21 protein-coding genes are annotated in these 21,943 nt (G+C 56.6%); 14 read left to right on the top strand and 7 right to left on the bottom strand.

All coding sequences use genetic code 11. The features are described from left to right. Positions 1 to 72: 72 nt before the first annotated feature. Positions 73 to 1,218 carry an extracellular catalytic domain type 1 short-chain-length polyhydroxyalkanoate depolymerase gene (locus BIND_RS18610; protein WP_012386560.1) on the bottom strand — a complete coding sequence of 382 codons (1,146 nt, stop codon included), beginning with the start codon at positions 1,216 to 1,218 and terminating at the stop codon, positions 73 to 75. Positions 1,219 to 2,012: 794 nt separating this feature from the next. On the opposite strand from BIND_RS18610, the gene argJ reads away from it, so the two are divergent. Together argJ and BIND_RS18600 are read left to right on the top strand one after the other, a co-directional pair. Further along, entirely contained in the window at positions 2,013 to 3,254 is a 1,242-nt protein-coding gene (gene argJ / locus BIND_RS18605) for a bifunctional glutamate N-acetyltransferase/amino-acid acetyltransferase ArgJ (RefSeq protein ID WP_012386559.1), read from the top strand. After that, positions 3,251 to 3,658, top strand: coding sequence for a (deoxy)nucleoside triphosphate pyrophosphohydrolase (locus BIND_RS18600; RefSeq protein WP_012386558.1), 408 nt, complete (start codon positions 3,251 to 3,253; stop codon positions 3,656 to 3,658). The genes argJ and BIND_RS18600 overlap by 4 nt, the downstream gene beginning before the upstream one ends. A gap of 13 nt (positions 3,659 to 3,671) precedes the next feature. On the opposite strand, the gene BIND_RS18595 is transcribed toward BIND_RS18600, so the two are convergent. Then, positions 3,672 to 4,715 carry a zinc-dependent alcohol dehydrogenase family protein gene (locus tag BIND_RS18595; protein ID WP_012386557.1) on the bottom strand — a complete coding sequence of 348 codons (1,044 nt, stop codon included), beginning with the start codon at positions 4,713 to 4,715 and terminating at the stop codon, positions 3,672 to 3,674. Positions 4,716 to 4,965: 250 nt separating this feature from the next. On the opposite strand from BIND_RS18595, the gene flgB reads away from it, so the two are divergent. From flgB to fliP, 10 genes are all read left to right on the top strand, one after another. Beyond that, positions 4,966 to 5,346, top strand: a complete 381-nt coding sequence (gene flgB, locus BIND_RS18590; protein ID WP_012386556.1) for a flagellar basal body rod protein FlgB — start codon at positions 4,966 to 4,968, stop codon at positions 5,344 to 5,346. Between the two features lie 2 nt (positions 5,347 to 5,348). Further along, entirely contained in the window at positions 5,349 to 5,765 is a 417-nt protein-coding gene (gene flgC / locus BIND_RS18585; protein WP_012386555.1) for a flagellar basal body rod protein FlgC, read from the top strand. 2 nt (positions 5,766 to 5,767) lie between these two features. Further along, positions 5,768 to 6,112, top strand: coding sequence for a flagellar hook-basal body complex protein FliE (gene fliE / locus BIND_RS18580; protein WP_012386554.1), 345 nt, complete (start codon positions 5,768 to 5,770; stop codon positions 6,110 to 6,112). Positions 6,113 to 6,334: 222 nt separating this feature from the next. Continuing rightward, positions 6,335 to 7,123: a flagellar basal-body rod protein FlgG gene (gene flgG, locus BIND_RS18575; protein ID WP_012386553.1), complete on the top strand. Its 789-nt coding sequence runs from the start codon at positions 6,335 to 6,337 to the stop codon at positions 7,121 to 7,123. 70 nt (positions 7,124 to 7,193) lie between these two features. Continuing rightward, positions 7,194 to 7,628: a flagellar basal body P-ring formation chaperone FlgA gene (gene flgA, locus BIND_RS18570; protein WP_244395921.1), complete on the top strand. Its 435-nt coding sequence runs from the start codon at positions 7,194 to 7,196 to the stop codon at positions 7,626 to 7,628. Then, positions 7,628 to 8,740 carry a flagellar basal body P-ring protein FlgI gene (gene flgI, locus BIND_RS18565; protein ID WP_012386551.1) on the top strand — a complete coding sequence of 371 codons (1,113 nt, stop codon included), beginning with the start codon at positions 7,628 to 7,630 and terminating at the stop codon, positions 8,738 to 8,740. Before flgA ends, flgI begins: the two co-directional genes overlap by 1 nt. A gap of 80 nt (positions 8,741 to 8,820) precedes the next feature. Next, on the top strand, positions 8,821 to 9,405 hold the full coding sequence (locus tag BIND_RS18560) for a MotE family protein (protein WP_012386550.1): 585 nt from the start codon (positions 8,821 to 8,823) through the stop codon (positions 9,403 to 9,405). Position 9,406: 1 nt separating this feature from the next. Beyond that, complete coding sequence (gene flgH / locus BIND_RS18555; RefSeq protein ID WP_012386549.1) at positions 9,407 to 10,441, top strand: flagellar basal body L-ring protein FlgH; 1,035 nt, start codon at positions 9,407 to 9,409, stop codon at positions 10,439 to 10,441. Between the two features lie 151 nt (positions 10,442 to 10,592). After that, the gene (locus BIND_RS18550) at positions 10,593 to 11,081 is read left to right on the top strand and encodes a flagellar basal body-associated FliL family protein (protein WP_158304405.1); all 489 of its coding nucleotides are present in this window, start codon (positions 10,593 to 10,595) and stop codon (positions 11,079 to 11,081) included. Between the two features lie 11 nt (positions 11,082 to 11,092). Next, on the top strand, positions 11,093 to 11,818 hold the full coding sequence (fliP, locus tag BIND_RS18545) for a flagellar type III secretion system pore protein FliP (protein WP_425277060.1): 726 nt from the start codon (positions 11,093 to 11,095) through the stop codon (positions 11,816 to 11,818). Positions 11,819 to 12,071: 253 nt separating this feature from the next. Here fliP and BIND_RS18540 read toward each other — a convergent pair whose 3' ends face one another. The 3 genes from BIND_RS18540 to cpdR all read right to left on the bottom strand — a co-directional run bounded on the left by BIND_RS18540 (position 12,072) and on the right by cpdR (position 15,521). Then, positions 12,072 to 13,508, bottom strand: coding sequence for a short-chain fatty acid transporter (locus BIND_RS18540; protein WP_012386546.1), 1,437 nt, complete (start codon positions 13,506 to 13,508; stop codon positions 12,072 to 12,074). A gap of 280 nt (positions 13,509 to 13,788) precedes the next feature. Further along, positions 13,789 to 15,048 (bottom strand): lytic murein transglycosylase, encoded by a 1,260-nt coding sequence (locus tag BIND_RS18535; RefSeq protein ID WP_012386545.1) that lies wholly within the window; start codon positions 15,046 to 15,048, stop codon positions 13,789 to 13,791. An 89-nt stretch (positions 15,049 to 15,137) separates the two neighbouring features. Then, positions 15,138 to 15,521, bottom strand: a complete 384-nt coding sequence (cpdR, locus tag BIND_RS18530; RefSeq protein ID WP_012386544.1) for a cell cycle two-component system response regulator CpdR — start codon at positions 15,519 to 15,521, stop codon at positions 15,138 to 15,140. A gap of 415 nt (positions 15,522 to 15,936) precedes the next feature. Between cpdR and BIND_RS18525 the strand changes: the two genes are divergently transcribed. Both BIND_RS18525 and hisN read left to right on the top strand, forming a co-directional pair. Next, a complete protein-coding gene (locus BIND_RS18525) occupies positions 15,937 to 16,902 on the top strand; it encodes an N-formylglutamate amidohydrolase (protein ID WP_012386543.1) in 966 nt (321 codons plus the stop codon). 1,770 nt (positions 16,903 to 18,672) lie between these two features. Then, on the top strand, positions 18,673 to 19,476 hold the full coding sequence (hisN, locus tag BIND_RS18520) for a histidinol-phosphatase (protein ID WP_012386542.1): 804 nt from the start codon (positions 18,673 to 18,675) through the stop codon (positions 19,474 to 19,476). 29 nt (positions 19,477 to 19,505) lie between these two features. Here hisN and BIND_RS18515 read toward each other — a convergent pair whose 3' ends face one another. Together BIND_RS18515 and BIND_RS18510 are read right to left on the bottom strand one after the other, a co-directional pair. Next, positions 19,506 to 20,507, bottom strand: coding sequence for an alpha/beta fold hydrolase (locus tag BIND_RS18515; protein ID WP_012386541.1), 1,002 nt, complete (start codon positions 20,505 to 20,507; stop codon positions 19,506 to 19,508). A gap of 177 nt (positions 20,508 to 20,684) precedes the next feature. After that, positions 20,685 to 21,938 (bottom strand): c-type cytochrome, encoded by a 1,254-nt coding sequence (locus BIND_RS18510; RefSeq protein ID WP_012386540.1) that lies wholly within the window; start codon positions 21,936 to 21,938, stop codon positions 20,685 to 20,687. Positions 21,939 to 21,943: the final 5 nt, after the last annotated feature.

The following is a 21,943-nucleotide window of genomic DNA, read 5'->3' as shown; positions in this document are numbered from 1 at the left end:
GATTCTCTTCGGACGACAAGCTCCCCAAAATGATGCGCTTGCCGCAGACTTTGGCCCGGCCCCCGCGGAAGACTAAAATTTCAGCACCGTGGCCGTCTTGCCGATGACGCTGACGACTTTACCGGGCTTGGCGACGGCCACGGCCCTGTCGACAGGGGGGAGACGGGCATCGAGTGGCCCACCGGCTATTTGCCAGATGGGAGGCTGCACGACACGATGGCGCAGCGTCTCAGACCCCATCAAACCGAAAAACCGGGCAATATGCGATGTGGAGGAAATGCCGACATCGAGCAGGAAGGAGCCACTGGTTTCCCGGCTATTTTCCCCTTGCACATCAAGCGGCACGCCATGCGCCATGCCATCAAGCTGATAATCCTCGACCAGGACGGCCCCCGAAGCCGCGTGCCAGCCGCGATAGGTATAGCCGTCAATGCGACCATAGCGCGGCTTGCCGGTCTCAAGCCCATGCAGATTATGCCATTGTTTAAGGATTTCCGCCGCGTTCGAAAATTTCACCGTCCGATCCGAGGTTCCGTGCCAGATCGATATCCGCGGCCATGCCCCCTTATGTTCCGAAGCCGTGCGAACGAGATCGCCCCAGACCTCGGCGTCGCGTTCCGCGCCCTCGAACATGGCGCGCAGGGCCTCATGCATATTGGTAGCCGCGCCATAGGGCAGCCCGGCAATGATGGCGCCCGCCGCGAACACCTCTGGATAGGTCGCGAGCATGATATTGGTCATCGCGCCGCCGGCCGAAAGTCCGTTGATGAAAATCCGTGACCGGTCGATTTTATGATCGACGACCGCCTTCTCGATCATCTGTCGGATCGACAGGGGCTCGCCCATATCGCGCTGCATATCGCCTGGGTCGAACCAGGAGAAGCAACTTTTGGGATTATTGGCGCGCCGCTGCTCGGGATAGACGAGCACGAACCCTTGCTGATCGGCCAGACGCGACCAACCCGTGCCATGATCATAGCCAGCGGCGGTTTGCGAACATCCGTGCAAAACAACGACCAGGGCCGGATTCGGCGGCAGGTCCTCCGGCACATGGATGAGCATGCGAAGATTGCCGGGATTTGAGCCGAAGTCCTCGATTTCCCACAAGCGGTCGAACGATTCATCGACATCGTCGCGCTGAACATCATTATTCCAGAGGTTTTCCCACTGGCGATGAAAATGTGACAAATCGAAAATGGTTTTCCCTAAGCCAACCATTCGTCTGCCTCCTCAACGAAGGCGGAACGACAGGAGGGATCCATGCGCCAAACCTTCAAATTACAAGAAAACACGATGTCGCCCGCAAGCCTCCATTGGCCAGTGGACCTCGTGCGATTGTTCCTCCCAAATGTGCTGAGTGGTCGCTCGGTGACTCGGAGCAGCCGCTCAATGGGGGAGCGATGGCTCGAACCGATCGGCCCCCAGAGCCAAATTTCCTGGCCTTCGATGGGCCGTTAGGCCCGTGATCGGCCCTTATAATGGAAATGGATGCTGCATTGCACATATCAATGCCGCACCGCGGTAACAAAATAGAGATTGGCAATTTGCCATTAATCGGAGAAAAAATCAAACAAAAGAAACCTATTGAATCAAACGGCCTTTTCTTCCTCCTCGCCAACCGCAATATTCATTCCGGACCACGGCCAAGACAAAGGGTCTTATTCAGCTTCAATTCATACAAGCCGTAAACATTAACTAAGAATTAAGATTGTTACTATATTATTGACTTGCTAAAGTATTTTCATAATGGGGAATATTAAGCAAATCTCGCGGCACGTCAAAACCCCGATAATCGTAATATGACAAAATTGTCATGCGGGTGTGTGCGTTGCACACCGCGTGCCGGACCCGATGTCCTCCTTGTGCTTTCTATCCCTTTCTGCTTGACGGCACGGGTTACGCTCCGGCAAACCCGGCCAGCGCCTGATGCACGAATCCAATCCAGCGCATCCCATCGTGCGTTTACGCATCCAAGGTCCGCACATCAAAGGTTTGCTCAAGGAGGAGGCCCCATGGCCGTTGCCGTTTCGCCGCTTGCCCCCAAAACCTATCCCGATCTTCCTCCCGTGGACGGCGTGCGTTTCGCGACCGGCGCTGCAGGCATCCGCTATCAGGGCCGTACCGATGTCCTCCTCGCCCTGTTCGACAAGGGGACAGAAGTCGCCGGCGTCTTCACCCGCTCGAAATGCCCCTCCGCACCGGTCGATTGGTGCAAGACCAAGCTCGAGGGAGGCAAGGCACGCGCGCTCGTCGTCAATTCGGGCAATGCCAATGCCTTCACCGGCAAGCTCGGAGCCGAAGCGGTCAAGACGACCGCCTCGCTCGCAGCCAAGGCGTTGGACGTGCCGCAATCGGAAATTTTCCTCGCCTCGACCGGCGTCATTGGAGAACCGCTCGACGCCAGCAAATTCGAGGGTGTTCTGGAACCCTTGCGCGATGCCGCCTCCCCCGATGGTGCCCTTGATGCCGCCCGCGCGATCATGACCACGGATACTTATCCAAAGGTCGCGGTGGCGCGAACCGAGATCGACGGGGTTCCGATTGTCATCACGGGCATTGCCAAGGGGGCTGGCATGATCGCGCCGGATATGGCGACCATGCTGTCCTTCATCTTCACCGATGCGCCGATCGACGCGCCAGTGCTGCAATCCCTGCTGACACGCGGCGTACAAGGGTCCTTCAATTCCATCACCGTCGACAGCGATACATCCACTTCCGATACTTTGCTGTTGTTCGCCACCGGTGCGGCCGCGCACCGGGGCGCCCCACGGATCAAGACCAAGGGTGATCGCAAGCTCAAACCCTTTCGCAAGGCGCTCGACGCCCTGCTGCTCGATCTCGCTCATCAAGTCGTAAAGGATGGCGAGGGCGCGCGGAAATTCGTCGAGATCGTCGTCGAAGGCGCGGCGAGCCCGGGTGCCGCCAGGAAAATTGCCCGGTCCATTGCCGATTCACCCCTCGTCAAGACGGCGATCGCCGGCGAGGATGCCAATTGGGGCCGGATCGTCATGGCGGTCGGCAAGGCCGGGGAAAAGGCCGAGCGTGACAAACTCGCCATCTGGTTCGGAGATATCCGCGTCGCTTACAAAGGCATGCGCGATCCAGCCTATGACGAGGCAGCCGTCTCACGCTTGATGCAGGCCGACAAGATCGATATTCGCGTCGATCTCGGGCTCGGCGAGGGAAGCGCCCGGCTCTGGACCTGCGACCTCACCAAAGCCTATGTCGAAATCAATGGTGATTACCGCTCGTGAGTCAGTCTCTGCTTCTCGTTGTCGCCGTGGCGCTGGTCGATCAGGATATGCGCGTGCTGATCGCCCAGCGCCCTCCCGGCAAAACCCTCGCCGGCCTTTGGGAATTTCCCGGCGGCAAGGTCGAGCCGGGAGAAAGCCCCGAGGCGGCCCTAATCCGTGAGCTCACCGAGGAATTGGGTATTACGGTCGCCGAACCTTGCCTCGCGCCCCTGACCTTCGCCAGCCACGCCTATGAGCATTTTCATCTCCTGATGCCGCTCTATATCTGCCGGCGCTGGCAAGGCTTCGTCAGCCCGCGCGAGGGGCAGACTCTGAAATGGGTCGCGCCGCGTGCACTGCGCGACTATCCCATGCCGCCCGCCGACGAGCCTCTCATTTCCGCCCTGCTCGATCTTCTGGCGTGAACCCGATGGAGGCTCAAGCCTCCATCGAAATGATCACCTTCAAGGCTTGTGTACTGGCCGCCTGACCGAAGGTTTCATAGGCATCAAGGATCTGATCCAGCGAGAAGCGGTGGGTGATCAGACGGCTCGGATCGAGCTTGTGCGATTGCACCGTTTTCAAAAGCATGGGTGTCGTCGCCGTATCGACGAGGCGCGTCGTGATCGTGACATTGTGGGACCACAGACTTTCAAGGTGTAGATCAACCTTGGATCCATGCACACCAACATTGGCAATCGTGCCGCCAGGCGCCACAATATTCTGACATAATTCAAATGTTGCAGGAATGCCGACCGCCTCGATCGCAGTATCGACACCCAGTCCCTCAGTCAGGGCCTTCACCTCGGCGGCGGCGTTACCCCCGGTACTATTGACGGTCCGCGTGGCACCAAATTGCTTGGCGAGACCCAAACGATTGTCATCGAGATCGATCATGATGATTTCGGCGGGTGAATAGAATTGCGCGGTCAGCAAAGCCGCCAGACCAACGGGGCCGGCGCCCACAATAGCAACGCTCGAGCCCGGTGCCACTTTGCCGTTCAAGACTCCGCATTCGAATCCCGTCGGCAGAATATCGCTCAACATCACCAAAGCTTCTTCATCGGCACCAGCAGGAATCCGATAGAGGCTCGTATCGGCATGCGGCACACGCACATATTCCGCCTGTGTCCCATCGATTTCATTGCCGAGAATCCAGCCTCCGGTCGTGCAATGGGAGAACATGCCCCTTCGGCAGAAGGAACATTTACCGCAAGACGAAATGCAGGAGATGAGAACCCTGTCGCCCGGCTGAAAAGCCGTGACGCCGCTCCCGACCGATTCGATGACACCGACGCCTTCATGACCAAGGACGCGGCCAGGCTTGCAGGTCGCGACATCGCCCTTGAGGATATGCAGATCTGTCCCGCAAATCGTTGTCTTCGTCACTTTGACGATGGCATCGCCTGGTTCCTTGAGCTCGGGCTTTTGGCGTTCCTCCACCAGCTTTTGTCCTGGACCACGATAGACGAGCGCTTTCATGAGTTCTCCGATGAATGATGGCTACGAACGAGTGTCTGATCAGCGCATGAAGCACATAATTTCGTGAACCTACCGGAATCCATTGTCTTGAGCCATCATGCCAATCGGATCACACGGAAACGGATTGACAAACTGGCCATTTTGCACACCACCCACGGCCGAAAACACGAAGCGCAGAATGGGGCGACCAGCCCGGGGCAAGATTTCTTCTGTAAACCAGCACTTCAATTGATGTGTGGAGAGGAACTCGATGGGCCCCGTCACCGTATTGGATCTGGTTTCCCAGCAAGCGCGCTGGTTGACGCTGCGGCAGGCGACGATTGCGCAAAATATCGCGCAGGCGAATACACCCGGCTTCAAATCGGTTGATCTTCTGCCTTTTGAACAGGTCTATAGCGAAAGCGGCCTGAGGATGACAGCCACCTCGCCCAAGCATCTCGCCGCCGATCCGAATGAAGCCGATTTGACCGCCGGGCACACGGAGGCGGGTTGGGAGACCACTCATTCCGGCAATTCCGTCAGTTTGGAACAGGAACTGATGAAAACCGGCGAAATTCACGGCGCCTATACATTGAATACAAATATAGCGCGCTCTTTCCAACAAATGTTGCTGACAGCCGTGAAGGCCTGATGATGATCGATCCTCTCAAAGCTTCCATGAAGATTGCTGGTTCCGGTCTCGAGGCGCAATCGACACGTTTGCGCGTGATTTCGGAAAATATGGCCAATTCGGAATCGACCGGTACGACAGCCGGCGCGAACCCCTATCAGCGCAAGACGGTAACATTTTCGAGTGAAATGGATCGTCTGTCCGGCCTCGATCTGGTGCAGATTAAAAGCATTGGCAAGGACACCACGCCTTTTCAACGTGAACATGACCCAGGCAATCCCGCCGCAGACGACAAAGGCTTCGTCAAACGGCCTAATGTCAACATTCTGATCGAAATGGCGGACATGCGGGAAGCCAACCGGTCTTACGAGGCTAATCTGCAAGTTCTGAAACAAGCACGCGATTTGTCGACAATGACAATCGATCTTTTGAGGAGTTGAATATGTTGCCCGCGCTTTCCTTGATTGGTCCCGTTCTCGATGGTTTGGCCTCCGTTGCAACCGACGCTGTCGGCAAGACCATCACCTCCATAAAACGGGGGCCAGCCGCTTCCAACATCACCGATTCAGGTACCGATTTCAGCGCAATTCTGTCGCAGGTCACAAATCAAGCCGTCGATAATCTCAAGACCGCGGAAGCGGCTTCGATATCCGGCCTGCAAGGCAAGGCATCCGTGCAACAGGTCGTTGAAAGCATGATGACTGCGCAACAATCCCTGCAAACGGCGATCGCGGTCCGGGACAAGGTCGTTTCAGCCTATCAATCCATCAGCCAGATGCCAATCTAGAGCGTTCTTCCCTTCGGCTGAAGCCCGCAAAGCCCTTGCTCGCGGTGCCCGATACCGAGAGTCGTCATCGGTGCTCTCGGTATCACTCTCGAACTTTCCCTTTCTCAGAGCACAACGAACGTTCGAGAATATTCCTTCGGTCGCTGTTCATGGCCATGAGGTTGAGACCTATTCTTCTCGATCGATTCCGAACTCCCTCGCAGTTGCTCCAGGACACACATCATGAAAGCACTTTCGATTGCCGCGACGGGCATGGCGGCCCAGGACCTCAACGTGCAGGTCATCGCGAATAATATCGCCAATATGAATACAACGGCCTTTAAACGTGCACGGGCTGAATTTACCGATCTTCTCTATCAGGCGGAACGCCTCCAGGGCGTAGCCAATCGTGGCCAAAGCAATATGATTCCCGAAGGTGCGCAATTAGGCTTGGGCGTCAGAACAGCTGCGATTCGTAATCTGCATGTGCAGGGCACGCTCACCAATACCGGGAACAAGCTTGACTTGGCCCTCAACGGGCGCGGCTGGTTTCAGGTCACAAGTCCGGAGGGTGAAACTTTGTATACGCGCGCCGGCGCCTTCAGCACCAATGCGACCGGACAATTGGTCACGACGGATGGTTATCTCGTCAACCCCAACATCACCATTCCAACTGATGCGACGGATGTCGCCGTCAATCAATCCGGTGTCGTTTCAGTGACTCGCAACGGCCAAACGAGCGCGCAACAAATCGGCCAGTTGACCCTGACCAATTTTGCCAATGAAGCCGGTCTGACACCGCTTGGCAGCAATCTCTATCGTCAGACTGAAGCCTCCGGCACTCCGGTGAGCGGCACTCCGGGGGATATTGGCTTTGCGACGATCAATCAAGGCTACCTCGAAACCTCCAACGTCGACCCGGTCAAGGAGATCACCGATCTGATTTCCGCCCAGCGCGCCTATGAAATGAACTCCAAAGTCATTCAAGCCGCCGATGAAATGGCAACGACGATTTCGAAGAACATGGGATAAGATCATGCACCGGAAGCCATGGTTTCTCATATCAAGCTTACGCTTTCTCCCATTGGGTGTCGCGGCGTGTTTGTCGACACTCTCTGCGGTCCATCCCGTGGAGGCTTCCGATGCGCTGGTTCTCCCCGTCCCGACCACCACGATCTATCCAGGAGATACAATCAAGGAAGCCTGGATCATCGAGCGGGAATTTGCCGCCAATTCCACTTATGCCCGAGGCAATGTTCTGACAGAACGCGCCGCCCTCGTCGGCAAAGCCGCGCGCCGCACACTTCTTCCCGGCGTCCCTATTCCCATCAATGCGCTGAGCGAACCCAAAGCGGTTTTAAACGGCGCCAAAGTGCGTATCGTCTTCATGGAAAGCGGTCTGACGATCACGGCTTTCGGCTCGGCGCTTCAATCCGGCAGTGTCGGCGACAATGTCAGCGTACGCAATCTCGATAGTGGCTTGACCGTTTCCGGGATCGTACAAGCCGACGGTTCGATACGGGTGAGCGGCAGCTGATGACAAGAAGAATATTTTCTCTCCTGGCTTGTTGCTGCTTGGCCTGCTTCTCTGTTGCACCAGCCTTCGCCAGTGTCCGCATCAAGGATATAGCGGCCTTGCAAGGGGTCCGGGACAATCAGATCATGGGCTATGGGCTCGTGGTCGGACTCCAGGGAACCGGCGACACGATGCGTAATTCCGTCTTCACGGAACAGTCGATTCAATCCATGCTGGATCGGCTCGGCGTGAATGTCCGCGGCATCAACTTGAGGACGCGGAACGTCGCTGCCGTCCTCGTCACTGCCGATCTGCCTCCCTTTGTACAACCCGGCTCACGCATCGACGTGACCGTTTCGTCTCTTGGAGATGCTTCATCCCTCCTCGGTGGCACGTTGATTTTGACGTCCCTCCTCGGCGTCGATGGGCAAACCTATGCCATGGCGCAAGGCCAGGTCGCCGTCACCGGCTTCGCAGAAACAGGCCCCGCGGCAAGCGTCGTGCAGAATGTACCGACTGCGGGCCGGATAGCCAATGGCGCCCTGATCGAACGCGAGGTGCCCGGCCAATTGCGCTCCATCGGACCTCTTGTCCTGCAATTGCGCAATCCGGATTTCGGCACGGCAGTCAAGATCACCGATGCGATCAACGCCTTTGGCGTTCATAAATATGGCCATGAACTCGCGCATGAGATCGATCAAAGATCCGTCGCCTTGAACAAGCCGGCTAATCTCGGAACCACGCGATTCATCGCTCAAATCGGTGACCTCTCGATCGAGCCGGATACACCAGCCCGTGTCGTCATCGACTCGCGCAGCGGTACCGTCGTCATAGGCCAGGATGTTCAAATATCCACTGTCGCTGTCACGCAAGGCAATCTGACCGTTCGGATCTCCAATGCGCCCGTCATTTCGCAACCTGCCCCCTTTTCGCAAGGGAAAACCGTGGTCGCTCCGATTACCGAAATTGACGCCAATCAGGGCGGCGGACCGATCTCTATCGTGCGCGGCTCCAATTTGCGGAGCCTTGTCGCCGGCCTCAATCAGATCGGCTTGAAACCCGACGGGATCATTTCGATCCTGCAGGCCATCAAATCGGCGGGGGCTCTCCAAGCCGATCTCGTGGTCCAATAGTAAGACACACTTTGCGGACAATGACCGGCAAGGCAGGCGCAAGCTTCGGCTGGCAACATACAGCAAGAGCTAGGATGGATATGATGAATCACGCGTCTGGTTTCGATCGTTTGAAAAGCGGTTTGCTTGCCGGTCTGGCTGTGACTGCAATGATAACCAGTGTCTTCGCCAATGAAGCGAAGAACGGTGATCATATCAAACCCACCGGAAAACAAAAGCTCGAAGACACTATGCCGACGCGGGAAAAATCCGAAAAGACACCTGTCTCCGACATACAAAAATTCTGTCTCAACAATATCGGAACTTTGAAGAACGCACGGCTGACGTGGCAAACCGCGAAACTCGGCGAACTCGAGACACGCTTGAAAGAGCGCATCGCGGAGCTCGACGCGAAGCGCACCGAATATCAGGAATGGATGGCAAAGCGCGAGGACGCTTTAAAGGCCGCCCAGGACAATGTTGTCGCGATCTACGCGCAAATGCGGCCGGAAGCCGCGGCGCTTCAGCTCGCGGCCATGGAGGACAGTATGGCAGCAGCCGTTCTCGCTAAACTCACATCGCGGAAAGCAAGCGCCATTTTGAACGAAATGGACGCCGGACGAGCCGCCAGGCTGGCCAATACGATCGTTGGGCCGGGGTCTTCCCCTCTTGGAAAGAAGTCCTGAAATGCCAAGCTTTCTTATCAAGAACGCCCAGGAAAATCCCCAAGACAATCTCCAGATGGCTTCGATCCCAATGGAAGCCATTCCGATAGAAGCTGTTCGTGCAGAAGTCTCGCCCGCGACCATCCAAAAAAATATTTTCTGGCGGATTGGCCTCAATGGACTTTTGCGAACAGATTCCCTGTCCACCAATCACGAGTCTGTTCCCGAGTGCCACGCCTACGGCAAGCACAAACAGTTCCAATCGATCATGACAAACGGTCGCAACGCCATCAGCGCCGGGGCAAGATCCTGCTTTTCGCTTGAGCGTCTCATTGATCAAAAGATTTCGTTACGGTTCTCCTTCGCCTTCGTCGCCCTCGGTTCAGTGGCGCTTGCGGGATGCGCGGGCGATATACGGGAACTTGGACGAGAGCCAGCCATGAGTGCACTCGGAACCGGCCTCGCTGCGCGAGTTCAACCATCGGCAACGGCCGTTTTCCAAAATGCCAGCATGACGCGGCCGCAATCGATCTGGAATGGGAGCCGAACCGATATCTTCAGTGACCCACGTGCTGCCAGAATAGGAGATGTCGTCACTGTGATGATCTTTATCAATGATCACGCGACATTTGGCAATAATACGGACCGCTCCCTCGAAGCCAAGATCAATACAGGATTCGACTACAAACTCGGCCTCAGCAATCAGACAATCCAGTTCAAGCCGACGATCACATCGGATATTCTTTCGTCGACCCAAGGCCAAGGCGCCATCGACCGTTCGGAGAAAATGCAACTTTCCGTGGCGGCCGTCGTAACGGATGTCCTTCCCAACGGGAATCTCATCATTTCAGGGTCGCAAGAAGTGCGCGTCAATTTTGAACTACGTCTCCTGAATGTAGCCGGTATCGTGAGGCCTCAAGATATCGCCAAGGATAATACAGTTTCCTATGACAAGATTGCTGAAGCCCGTATTTCCTATGGGGGACGTGGCCGCATCATGGAGGTGCAGCAGCCGGCGATCGGTCAACAAATCTATGACCGCTTCAAACCGATTTAGAGCATTAAGCTAATGAAAAAATATCGCTTTTTGGATGAATCGAGTGCGATTCAACAAGTGACCTAACGCCTGCCTCTTCACTTCCGAACGGCATGTTGCAACCGACAAATCCTTTCGTCAGTTCGATGGATACAGAATGGCTTCTCAAGACGTGCCGGCATTGCCGTCTAACCCATCATTATCGCAATCAAAACTGCACCGCTTGGGTGTGTTGGTGGGTCTGACGCTTTTCGCCGGCGCTGTCGGCGCGAGCGTCGGCTATTACCTCGTTTTGTCTATTAAAGCGAAACTGGCAGACACCATGTCGACAATTGAGAAGGAGAATAGTCCGTCGAAATTGGGCGCAAATGTCAATGCCTGGCCCTTACCTCCCATAATTGCCAATCTCGCCGATCCACCCAATTCCTGGATCCGATTGGAAACCGTCATGCTTTTCGACAGCAAAATTGTCCCAAAGCCAGAAGTGCTGTCCATGCAACTCACGACAGATGTACTCGGATATTTGAAGACCCTGTCTGTCGCGCAGCTGGCTGGTCCGAGCGGATTTCAGAATCTTCGCGACGATCTCAACGAACGCGCTCATATCCGATCGAATGGCGCCATTCAGGAACTTGTCATCCAAGCCTTGGTGATCCAGTGAAACGTCTACTTATTGTCAGCTTTCTCATCATTGCCCTGGCACCCGCTGCCTATGCACAAGTACCCGACCTGAGTACACTCGTGCCGCCCGGAAATGGAACTGTTTCGGGTCGTATCATTCAGCTTGTCGCACTTCTGACCATTCTCTCTGTGGCGCCTGGCCTTTTGGTTATGGTCACGAGTTTCACACGCTTCGCGATTGCTCTTTCGTTCCTGCGTTCAGGTCTCGGCTTGCAAAGTACTCCCGCCAATCTGGTTCTGATCAGCCTTTCGCTCTTCATGACATTTTACGTCATGTCACCCGTCTTCGAGAAAGCCTGGGACGGCGGGGTCAAGCCGATGATGGACAATCAGCTGACGGAACAAGAGGCTTTCCCCAAAATAATACAGCCTTTCAGAGAATTCATGAGTGGTCAGGTCCGTGGCAAGGATCTGAAACTCTTTACTGATTTGGCGAAGGAGAACTTTCCCTCGGTGGACCAAACGGGTTCGGAAATAGAATTGCGTATCCTGATTCCCGCATTCATGATTTCTGAGTTGAGGCGTGGATTTGAAATGGGATTTCTTATCGTTTTGCCATTTCTCGTCATCGACATGATCACATCGGCCATTACCATGTCGATGGGTATGATGATGCTGCCTCCGACAGTCATCGCACTCCCAGTCAAGGTTCTTTTCTTCATTCTTATCGATGGATGGAACATGCTCATCGGCAGCCTGGTGCGCTCATATACATAGAGCATGTCTCGTTCAATCAATCTCATGCCTGAGAGTTGAAAAAACATTTATCCAATAGATGGGTCGAGGACAGCGCTCTCGCGCTAAGAGGTTATTCCTTCGGGGTAAAGCTGCTCAGCGCGCGAGGCATTCCCTTATGACTGATGGTAGGCCGTGATCTTTGTAAAAAAAAACGCCAGTGGATCAGAAGACAAACCCTTCTTCGGATCCACTCCGCCCCATCCACCCAAGGCAAGAAGAAAAGACATCCCGTTCAAGGCATCATGGGCGGCACATAGGCAAGCGTATAGCTCAAGAGCCAGAGCAGAAAGACCACCACCGGCAAATGGACGGCAAGCTGGAGAAAGGTAAAACCGACGATGTCGCGTGCCTGCAGTCCTAATACGCCCAGAAGGGGAAGCATCCAGAAGGGATTGATGAGATTGGGCAAGGCCTCACCCGCATTATAGGCCTGCACCGCCCAACCGAGATGGGCCTTGAGATTGACCGCGGCCTGCATGACATAGGGCGCCTCGACCAGCCATTTTCCCCCACCTGAGGGCATGAAAAAGCCGAGCACCGCGGAATAGATACCAACCAGCGGCGCGAAAGTTTCACGGGTCGCCACACTCACAAAGATCGTTGTGAGATGATCGGTCAGTGTCAGGCCGCCAGCCCCCTTGGCGCGGGAGATCAGAAAAGCGATGGCGCTATAGATCGGAAATTGGATCAACACGCCGGCGGTCGCCGGAACCGCCTTGGCCACGACAATCAGAAAGCGCTTTGGCCTCCAGTTCAGCAACATACCGAACAAGAGGAACATCAGATTATAGGAATTGAGATCGGAAATGCCCCGCAAAGCCCCTTTGTGGGCAAATTCATTCACCACCCAGATCATGCCGACGGCGAAGACAAACAAAGTAAGGATCGGGCTATATTCAAGCCATTCCCCCGGCCGCGACCGTGGCGGCAGAATGATGGCGTCGCCATGCGCATCGACACCCATATCCGCCGCTGTCTTCGTCCGTTCACCCAAAGGCGCGGAGAAATAGCAGATCAGGATCGAGGACACGGCAATGGCCCCGAGCATGAGCATGGACTGCCAGAGAAAGATCGTCTGACTGAAAGGCAGCACGCCACTGATCTTGAGCAGGGCCTCCGGCATGCTGGCGGGATTGGCTTGTAATTGCGCCGCCGAAGAACTGATCCCCAAAGCCCATACAGCACCAAGGCCCAGATAAGCAGCCGCGCTCGCCGCCCGATAGTCGAAACGCAAATCCTCGCGTCGGGCCAATGTGCGCACCAGCAAAGCGCAGAATACCGTGCTGAACGCCCAATGCACCAGCGATGTTGTAATCGCGACGATGGCGACAAAGACAATGGTCCCGCGAGCACTTTGCGGAAAGCGGGCCAAGGCTTCGATCAACCAGCTCGCTGCCGGCGAGCGCGCGACACAATAACCTCCGATCACCAGCATCGCCATTTGCATGGTGAAGGGAATCAGCCCCCAAAAGCCATCGCCAAACGATTGCGCCACAGCCTCGATTGGCGTTCCATTGGCCAGGGCGCAAAGCGCGACAATGATCAGCGCCAGCAAAGCGAAAACATAGGCATCGGGAAACCAGCGTTCCGACCAGGCCGTGACGCGGATCGCCACTTTCTCCAGCCAGCCTTCGCGCACCTTCATATCAGGATAAGTCTTCTGCCCCATGGTTCTTCCCCCGCGCCCGCCATCGAGATCGTCGGCAGGTTTTCTCATTGTTTAGCGTGGGCGGAAGCGGCGCGCATTCTTGTCGAAAGAGGGGGTCAGGTCGGCTCCCCTGCACGGCGGTGAATAGCTGGGGGCATGTCACCCTCATTCCGATTCAAAGAGCCACGTCCTGGCCTGGCCGCGAGGCAGGCAGAAAGCGTTTTCGCTTGTGAGAGGCGCGAAGGACGAGGACAGTCAAATGATCCTCTTGACCGGGTTTGGAGGTGACCCGAAAACCGCTTCAGCGCCGGAGCGCGGCAAGGACTGAAGCGCTGGCACGTCCATTGGGTGCGAGGCCGTGGCGTTGCTGGAAATCGCTGATCGCCTGGCGGCTCTTGGTGCCGATCACGCCATCGGCTTTACCATCGAGATCATAACCCTGCCGCATGAGAAGCGCTTGAACCTCCCTCCGCTCGGCACGGGAGAGACCCGGATCATCCGTCGGCCAGGCGGCGACGAGACCCGGCCGACCACGCAGGCGATTCGACAGAAGTGCAATGGCCAGAGCATAGGATTCGGCGGCATTATAGGAATAGATCGCCTCGAAATTGCGCGTCACTAGAAAAGCGGGCCCGGTAGGTCCGGCCGGCAGCAAGAGACCCGCCGGAGTGGCGCCGCTCAGAGGCGCTCCATCCATGCGCCGCAAGCCGCGCGCTGCCCAAGTAGCGAGCGGCTCCTTGCGGGTCCGGCCGGAAGGCCCGGCATAATGAGGAGGCAGGAGCACTTCGTAGCCCCATTCGAGCCCCGGCGTCCAACCACCTTTGCGCAAATAAGCAGCAGTCGATCCGAGGGCATCGGGCACGGAATTGATCAGATCGCGGCGCCCGTCACCGTCAAGGTCGACAGCGGTTCGCAAAAAGGTGGAGGGCATGAATTGCGTATGACCGAAAGCACCCGCCCAGGAACCATTGAATTGGCTGGGTTCGATGTCACCATTCTGGACGATTTTCAGGGCGGCCAGTAATTCGCTCCGAAAATAGGACTGGCGTGGCCCGGCGCAGGAGAGCGTGGTGAGCGAGCGTATGACAGGGCGCGTCCCAAATCCCCGCCCGAAATCCGATTCGACACCCCAAACGGCAGCGATGACCGCCCGGTCGACGCTGAACCGTTGCTCTGCCGTCGCAAAGGCCTGAGCATGACGTTGCATCATTGAACGACCATCATCGACCCTCTCCTGATCGACGAGGCCCGAAAGATAATCCCAGATCGGTGTCTTGAATTCAGGCTGATTAGTGGAAAGCGGGATGATTTCGGGATCGAACTGCACGCTGTCCAGCGTGCGCGCGAGCGTCGCGGACGTGGTTCCCTGGGCCTGCGCATTCGCTCGTAAGGACGCCACACAAGTCTCGAATTCGGCACCCGCTGCTTGCCCTTGTCCCTGTGTCAGCACGATGCCGAGGGCGAGCAGGAGCCAGGCCTTCTCAAACCCTGCCTTTGCTGCTGGCCACCGAGGCCGAAAGCGGGCGATATTTTGCACGTGCATCACGCGATTTTTGTGCATCTGAGATCCAGGTCGTCAAATCCGCCGGGCACCAGCATCCTCATCCCCTCGCCAGACCATCCCCTTGCCAGACAAGGAGATTCCCGACCTTAAGCCGCGAGCAATCTTTGGACTTCGTTGACGAGATCACGCAAATGAAACGGCTTGGAGAGAACCTTGGCCTGTTTCGGCGCGTGATTGTCGGGATTGAGGGCGACAGCCGCGAAACCCGTAATGAACATGACCTTGATATCCGGATCGAGTTCCGTGGCCCGTTTGGCCAGTTCAATCCCGTCCATCTCGGGCATCACAATATCGGTCAGGAGTAATTCAAAAGGCTCCTCACGCAGCCGATTATAGGCCGCGAGCCCATTGTCATGCGGAGACACTTCGAAGCCGGCATTTTCAAGCGCCTTGGTGAGGAAACGGCGCATGTCGTTGTCGTCCTCGGCGAGCAAAATTTTACAATGATCGGAGAGTAGAATGTCGTTCATGGTGGGGCCTCACAAGTGCCTCATCTGAACAAAGCCTGGTAAAAATCCAATGAAGATTCCGGCCTTTTTGCCTCGGTATCTCGCAGAAAGCCGTGTTTCGCTCGGCTCATGCTTTCTCCCTGGCATCTGATTGGACGCATTTTCAAAGATCCGTTGCCTCGGACATGATGCGCGTCGCCATCCATTGGTCCTCGCGCTCGCTTGAACATGCCCGGAAAAGACCGATATTTGCTTCCAACCCAGATAAGGACCCAAATGAGGGACCGGCCGGTTTGGAAAGCAATCGCTATATTGAGTGGACAGAGAGCGACACGCCTGCGACAGTATGAAGATGGCGGGATGACGCAATACTTACCTCTTTCAACCAGGATTGCGGCCAAATCACGGAGCTTGAAAGCGTCTTGAAGGAAAAGGCATGACGTCGGACGATCCTGGCAAGGACACGACAAAAATCCAGCACGGGGAGGAGGCGCGAGATCTCGATTTCAACCCGCCTTTTGAGGTCCTGGAGCCTGAGACGCTGACGTGTCCACTGGTGTTTTCCTCACCGCATTCTGGATCTCTTTACCCACGCCGCTTCCTCGTATCGGCTCGGCTCGATGCCTTGACCCTGCGTCGTTCCGAGGATGTGCATGTCGATGCTTTGTTCCGCGGCGTGGCGGGGCTTGGCGCGCCTTTGATCCGGGCCCATTTTCCGCGCGCCTTTCTGGACGTTAATCGCGAGCCCTATGAGCTCGATCCCAAAATGTTCGACGGCAAGTTGCCCGTTTTCTCCAATACGAGATCATTGCGGGTCGCCGCTGGGCTCGGCACGATCGCCCGTGTGGTCGGTGAAGCGCAGGAAATCTATTTGGGACGCTTGCCCGTCGAAGAAGCCATGTGGCGGATCGACCGTCTCTATAAGCCTTATCATCGCGCTTTGCGGGCACTGCTCGAACGCGCCGAAAAAACCTTCGGCGTTGCGCTTCTGGTCGATTGCCATTCCATGCCTTCGAACACGCAGGCGGGCCTCGGACAAAGCGAGAGTCGCGGCCCCGCGAGCCGCCCCGGAAACCGGCCGGATTTTGTGCTCGGCGACCGCTATGGGACGAGCTGCGCTGTCGATCTTGTGGAAACCGTGGAACAGGCCCTGCGACAGATGGGCTATCAGGTCCAGCGCAATAAACCCTATGCCGGTGGCTTTATCACCGAGCATTACGGCAATCCCGCCACGCATTTTCATGCCTTGCAGATCGAAGTGAGCCGCGGGCTCTACATGGACGAGAGGACCTTCGAACCAAGTCCATGTTTTGCGACTGTTGCGGAAGATCTGACCAGAATGGCGGCGGCCCTGGCGGCGGCAATCGCCGATCGTCGGCCCCAACAGGCCGCAGCGGAATAATCCACCAAAAATATTATCCTGCCCAAAAAGAAAGGAACCGCTCGTGTTGCCACAAGCGGTCCAAGTCAAGGGAGGAAACGCCCAAGGAGGGCATCGGCGGTAACATCGTTACCGCACCGCAACAATATGCATCGGCACCGCAGAAAGAGCAAGCCTTTTTGTAAAGGCGCTTGTCAGAATGCATGGGGTTCGGAGCCTTCGCCACGGGGAAGAGATTCGAAATAAATTATTTATTTCAGTATCTTAGAGAATGTAGAGGACACACGCGGCCGAGAAATGCGCAAAACTGGGCCCTGCATTGTCCTATTTGCATAGGAAACCCTTGAAAGGGATTTATGCGGAGAAGAGAGGAGCCCAAAAGAAAAAACCGCCTGTGTCGCCACAAGCGGTCCAAGTCAAGGGAGGAAACGCCCAAGGAGGGCATCGGCGGTAACATCGTTACCGCGCCGCATCGATATGCCTGTGTGCAGTGCGAAACGCAAGCGCTTTCCGAACAGCCTTGCCTTAGGTGAGCACTCTCATAAAGGCCCTAACCGGTCCCAAATGGATTTAAGAAATAAAATAAATTCAATATCTTATATCATCTCAAAAGGCCCAACGACCGAGAGATGCACGAAACAGGACCCAGGGCTGCACGATGAACATGAGAGTTAGGCGTTCGTGCAAGGGAAGCGGTGAAAAGGGAAACCGCGAAAGGGAACCCAAAAAGAAAAAACCGCTCGTGTTGCCACAAGCGGTGCAAGTCAAGGGAGGAAACGCCCAAGGAGGGCATTAGCGGCAACATCGTTACCGCACCGCAATAATATGACTGTGCAGCGCACAAAAAGCAAGTCTTTTTCAACGGGCCAAGCCTGAGGCACAGGCATGTATCTGCCTCTATTCTCTGATAGATCACATGAAAGAAATTAATAATTCCAGGTGCTTAGGCGTCGACCTGAAAGGCACGCGCTTAGAAATGCGCCGGCCGACACCCTGCATTGCGATATGCGCATGAACGAGCGAACAGGCTTGCCCACGAACGGATTGGCGCAGACGGAAGGCAAGGTCGCACAAGCGGCCCAAAAAGAAAACCGCTCGTGTTGCCACAAGCGGTGCAAGTCAAGGGAGGAAACGCCCAAGGAGGGCATTAGCAGCAACATCGTTACTGCACCGCAATAATATGACTGTGCAACGCACAAAAAGCAAGTTTTTTTCAACGGACCAAGCCTGAGCCACAGGCATGAATCTGCCTCTATCCTCCGGCAGACCATGTGAAAGAGATTAATAATTCCAGGTGCTTAGCGCATCGGCCTGAAAGGCGCATATCGAGAAATGCGTTGCACGATACCCTGCATTGCGATATTCGCATGAACGAGCAACAGCAAAAAGACTTGGCGCAGCCGGACAGACAAGGTCGCACAAGCGACCCAAAAGAAAAAACCGCTCGTGTTGCCACAAGCGGTCCAAGTCAAGGGAGGAAACGCCCAAGGAGGGCATCGGCAGCAACATCGTTGCCGCACCGCAACAATATGACTGTGCGACGCACAAAGAGCAAGCCCTTTCAGGGTTTTTCGCTGCGGCAAGACAACACAGGCCGGGAAAACAGGTTCGGTCCACGAAAATCGGCTTTTGGCGGCTACGACGAGGCTCTTTTCTCCAAAAGGCCAGCCGGAAAGATCCCTTCACCAGCGCTGAAAAGCCTTCGGGCATTTGCTATGGGTTTCGAGAGCTGCGCCGCTCGCGCTTTTTGTTCGCGCGCTCTCCGCAATGTCCGCATGGAAAGGTTGTCTTATGTCCGCCGTCGATTTTGCCGCCTTCGTCGAAAAGCTCGCCGACGCCGCCAGTGAGGCTGTGCTGCCTTTCTTTCGCACCTCTCTCGGCGCGATCGACAAGAATGCTGGCGGCCCCTTCGATCCGGTGACCGAGGCCGATCATGCCGCCGAAAGCGCGATGCGGCAGTTGATAGAGATGACTTTTCCGCGGCATGGCATCATCGGCGAGGAATTCGGCACCATCCGGGAAGATGCAGAATATGTCTGGGTCCTCGATCCGATCGATGGCACCAAAAGTTTCATCGCCGGCATGCCAATATGGGGGACGTTGATCGGGCTCCTGCACCACGGCCAGCCGATCTATGGGATGATGGCCCAGCCCTTCATCCGCGAACGTTTTGCCGGCGATGGCCAACATGCCGAGTGGCGCGGCCCCGGTATCGATCTCGCACTGATAAAACGCACCCTGCGCGCGCGCACCTGCGCTTCGCTTGCCGATGCAATCCTCATGACGACCTCTCCGCTGCTCTATGAACCCGCCAAGCTCGAAGCCTTCCGCCGGGTCGAGGCAGAGGTTCGCCTCTCGCGCTATGGCTGCGATTGCTATGCCTTCGCCATGCTGGCGGCGGGTCACGTCGATTGCGTCATCGAATCCGGCCTCAAGCCCTATGATATCGCACCCCTCGTTCCGATCATCCGTGGCGCGGGCGGCTGCGTCACGACCTGGGAGGGTGGCGAGCCAGCGCAGGGCGGCGATATCGTGGCCTCCGGTTGTGCAGCCTTGCATGATCAGGTCCTGTCTCTTCTGCGTCAGAGATCATGAGTGCGCCTGAAGAGGGACCATCCGCAAAATCAAACGGCTGTCTGGACGATGAGCGGCTCGTCCCGTGGTTTCAACACCTCTTCTGGCGAACCGAGAATGAAATGATCGAAAGCAGCCCAGAATTGTTCGCGATAGCAATCCTGTTCCATCAAGATCTCATGCTGGGCGTTCGGGATTGTCAGGCAATGACCCGTCTTGAGACGACTGGCAAACAGTTCCACCGAACGTGAATCAATGACGCGATCATCGCCAGCGACGAAGATCAGGACTGGCGTTGTAACTCTCGCGGCGAAATCGGGTTTGGCCAGCTTGTGCATCAGACGGAAGGCCGCATGTACCCAGCCAATCGTTGGCACACCCACAGCCAATTCCGGTGCCGCGGCAATCACTGAGGTAAATCGCGAGAAGCGGACCGGATCCGAGGTCAGGACATTTTTCGAGAAGGGCTCGCGGGCAGCAGCACGCGCATAGCGGAAGGGAACGCCGGCACGGCCGAAGCCGCTTTTATGAAGGAATTCAGTCAAAAACCGCATGCCGCGCGGAAAGGACAGGCGCTTGAGCGCAATCATCGGCGCACACAAAACCATGCGTGTGAAAGGAGAAGCTCCGTCATGCGCCTGATCGAGCAGAATGGTGCCTCCCATGGAATGAGCGAGCGCAAACCAGGGCTTCGGACAAAAAGGTGCGAGCACCTGCTGTTCGAAGGCATCGAGATCCTTGCGATAGGATTTGAAATCATCGACGTGACCCTTGCTGCGATTACGCAGCAAGCGTTGCGATAGACCTTGTCCGCGCCAGTCGAGAAGGGCGACCGCGAAACCACGCTTCTGGAGCGCGGCTATCGTCTCGAAATATTTCTCAATGAATTCGGCTCGCCCGCCCAAGATGGCAATGGTCCCTCGCACGCCCCGCCCCGCAGAGTCCTGAGCCGGCCAGCGGGCATAGCGAAGGACAATCCTATCGGCCGTAACAATCTCGCCGACCGTGCCACTGGGCGGAAGAGGATTTTGGTCAGTCGTGATGAATTTCAAGGGCCACCCTCTCAAATCGGCCCCCATGCAATCGATTGGATTCGGCCGCCGGGGCGTGGAGCTTGAAAGGAATTATCATTGTTTTGAATAGTTTCGTTGACAAACGAAAAGAGCGCCGGACTTCATCGAAGGCTGGCGCTCCAGAATCTGTGTGGCAGGATAAGGTGCCGAACGGTCTTACTGACCGCGATAGATCAGCGGCACCTTGGATTTTCCGGCTTCATCGAAGGTGAGCGCCGTCGTCCCCGCCGGATAGCCGTTCTGCTGCAGCAGATAGGCCATGATCTGCACATAATCGTCCTGCTCGAGACTGCCCGGATTGGTTGCCGGCATATTCTGCGAGAGAATGACGAAAATGTCGCTGACGGAGAAGCCAGCCGTTGGCGAGGCGAAGGTCGGCCCTTTCAGCGCCGGTCCCGCGCGCCCGGCCAGGGTCGGCCCGTGGCAGATCGCGCAATTCTCCGCATATTTCTCCTTGCCCTGATCAGCCTGCGCACTGGTGTAGAGCGCGGGCGGAGTGGCACCAGCGGCAGCGGGTGCCGGAGCCGTTGGTTGCGGCGCCGGGGTGGCGGGCGTTGCCGGTTGCGGGGCGGCAGGTTTGGGCGGGGTCGCCTGCGCGACGGCCTCGGCAGGTTTGCCCGCATTCGCCTTATTCGAGCTTTCTGCGACAGCGCCGCTCTTCAGATAGGGCGTGATCACGCGATCGAGTTCACCCGCGCTGGCCAAGGCGATCACGGAATCGTCAAAAGCCTTCGCCGCTGCCGCATGCGGCTCGCCGTAAAGCGCGACCAGATTGAAACGGGCATGAGCCGCATCGAGATCATGCATGTCGAAACGGGCCGTCTCGGCATGGACTGTCTGATAGCTGGCGACGGTTGGGCGCCAGACCATCGCGGCCGACACCTTGCGCGCCACCAGGGCCGCCAGAGCTTCCTCATCCGTCAGATGAACATCCGCATGAAGATTCGGATGATCGATGAAATAGAGATTGGGGGTCGTCTGATACCCCACGGCGACGGCCGTGCCTTTCGGCAATTGATCGAGCGAGGCGGCGGGACTGCCAGACGGCGTCACCAGCACGAAACCGGTGTGCCCATAGGGAGCGGTGGAAGACAATCCAGCCGGCAAAGCATGGGTTTCGGGATCGACGGGGAAACCGAGCACCAAATCACAGCGTTCGGCGAGATCGGCGAATTCATCAAGATCGAACCCATCGTCATCACCGGAACCGTCGAAATAATCGATTTTGACGGTCGCGCCCTCATGCCGCGCAACGGCACGGGCGAGCGCCGCATCCATCGCGGATGTGGGGCTCGCCTTGTCGATGCAGACAGACAGGTTCGCGGCGCTTGCTGTGCCGCCGTACCCAAGTACGGCGGCGAGAGTCGTGGTCCGCGCAAGGCGGATGAAACAGGAGAGAGAAGGCATCATGCCTG

Origin of the sequence: Beijerinckia indica subsp. indica ATCC 9039 (assembly GCF_000019845.1) — a bacterium.
In the GTDB taxonomy this organism is placed as follows: domain Bacteria; phylum Pseudomonadota; class Alphaproteobacteria; order Rhizobiales; family Beijerinckiaceae; genus Beijerinckia; species Beijerinckia indica.
Note: the sequence above shows the minus strand (reverse complement) of the source record. Positions and strands in the feature narration are given on the sequence as shown.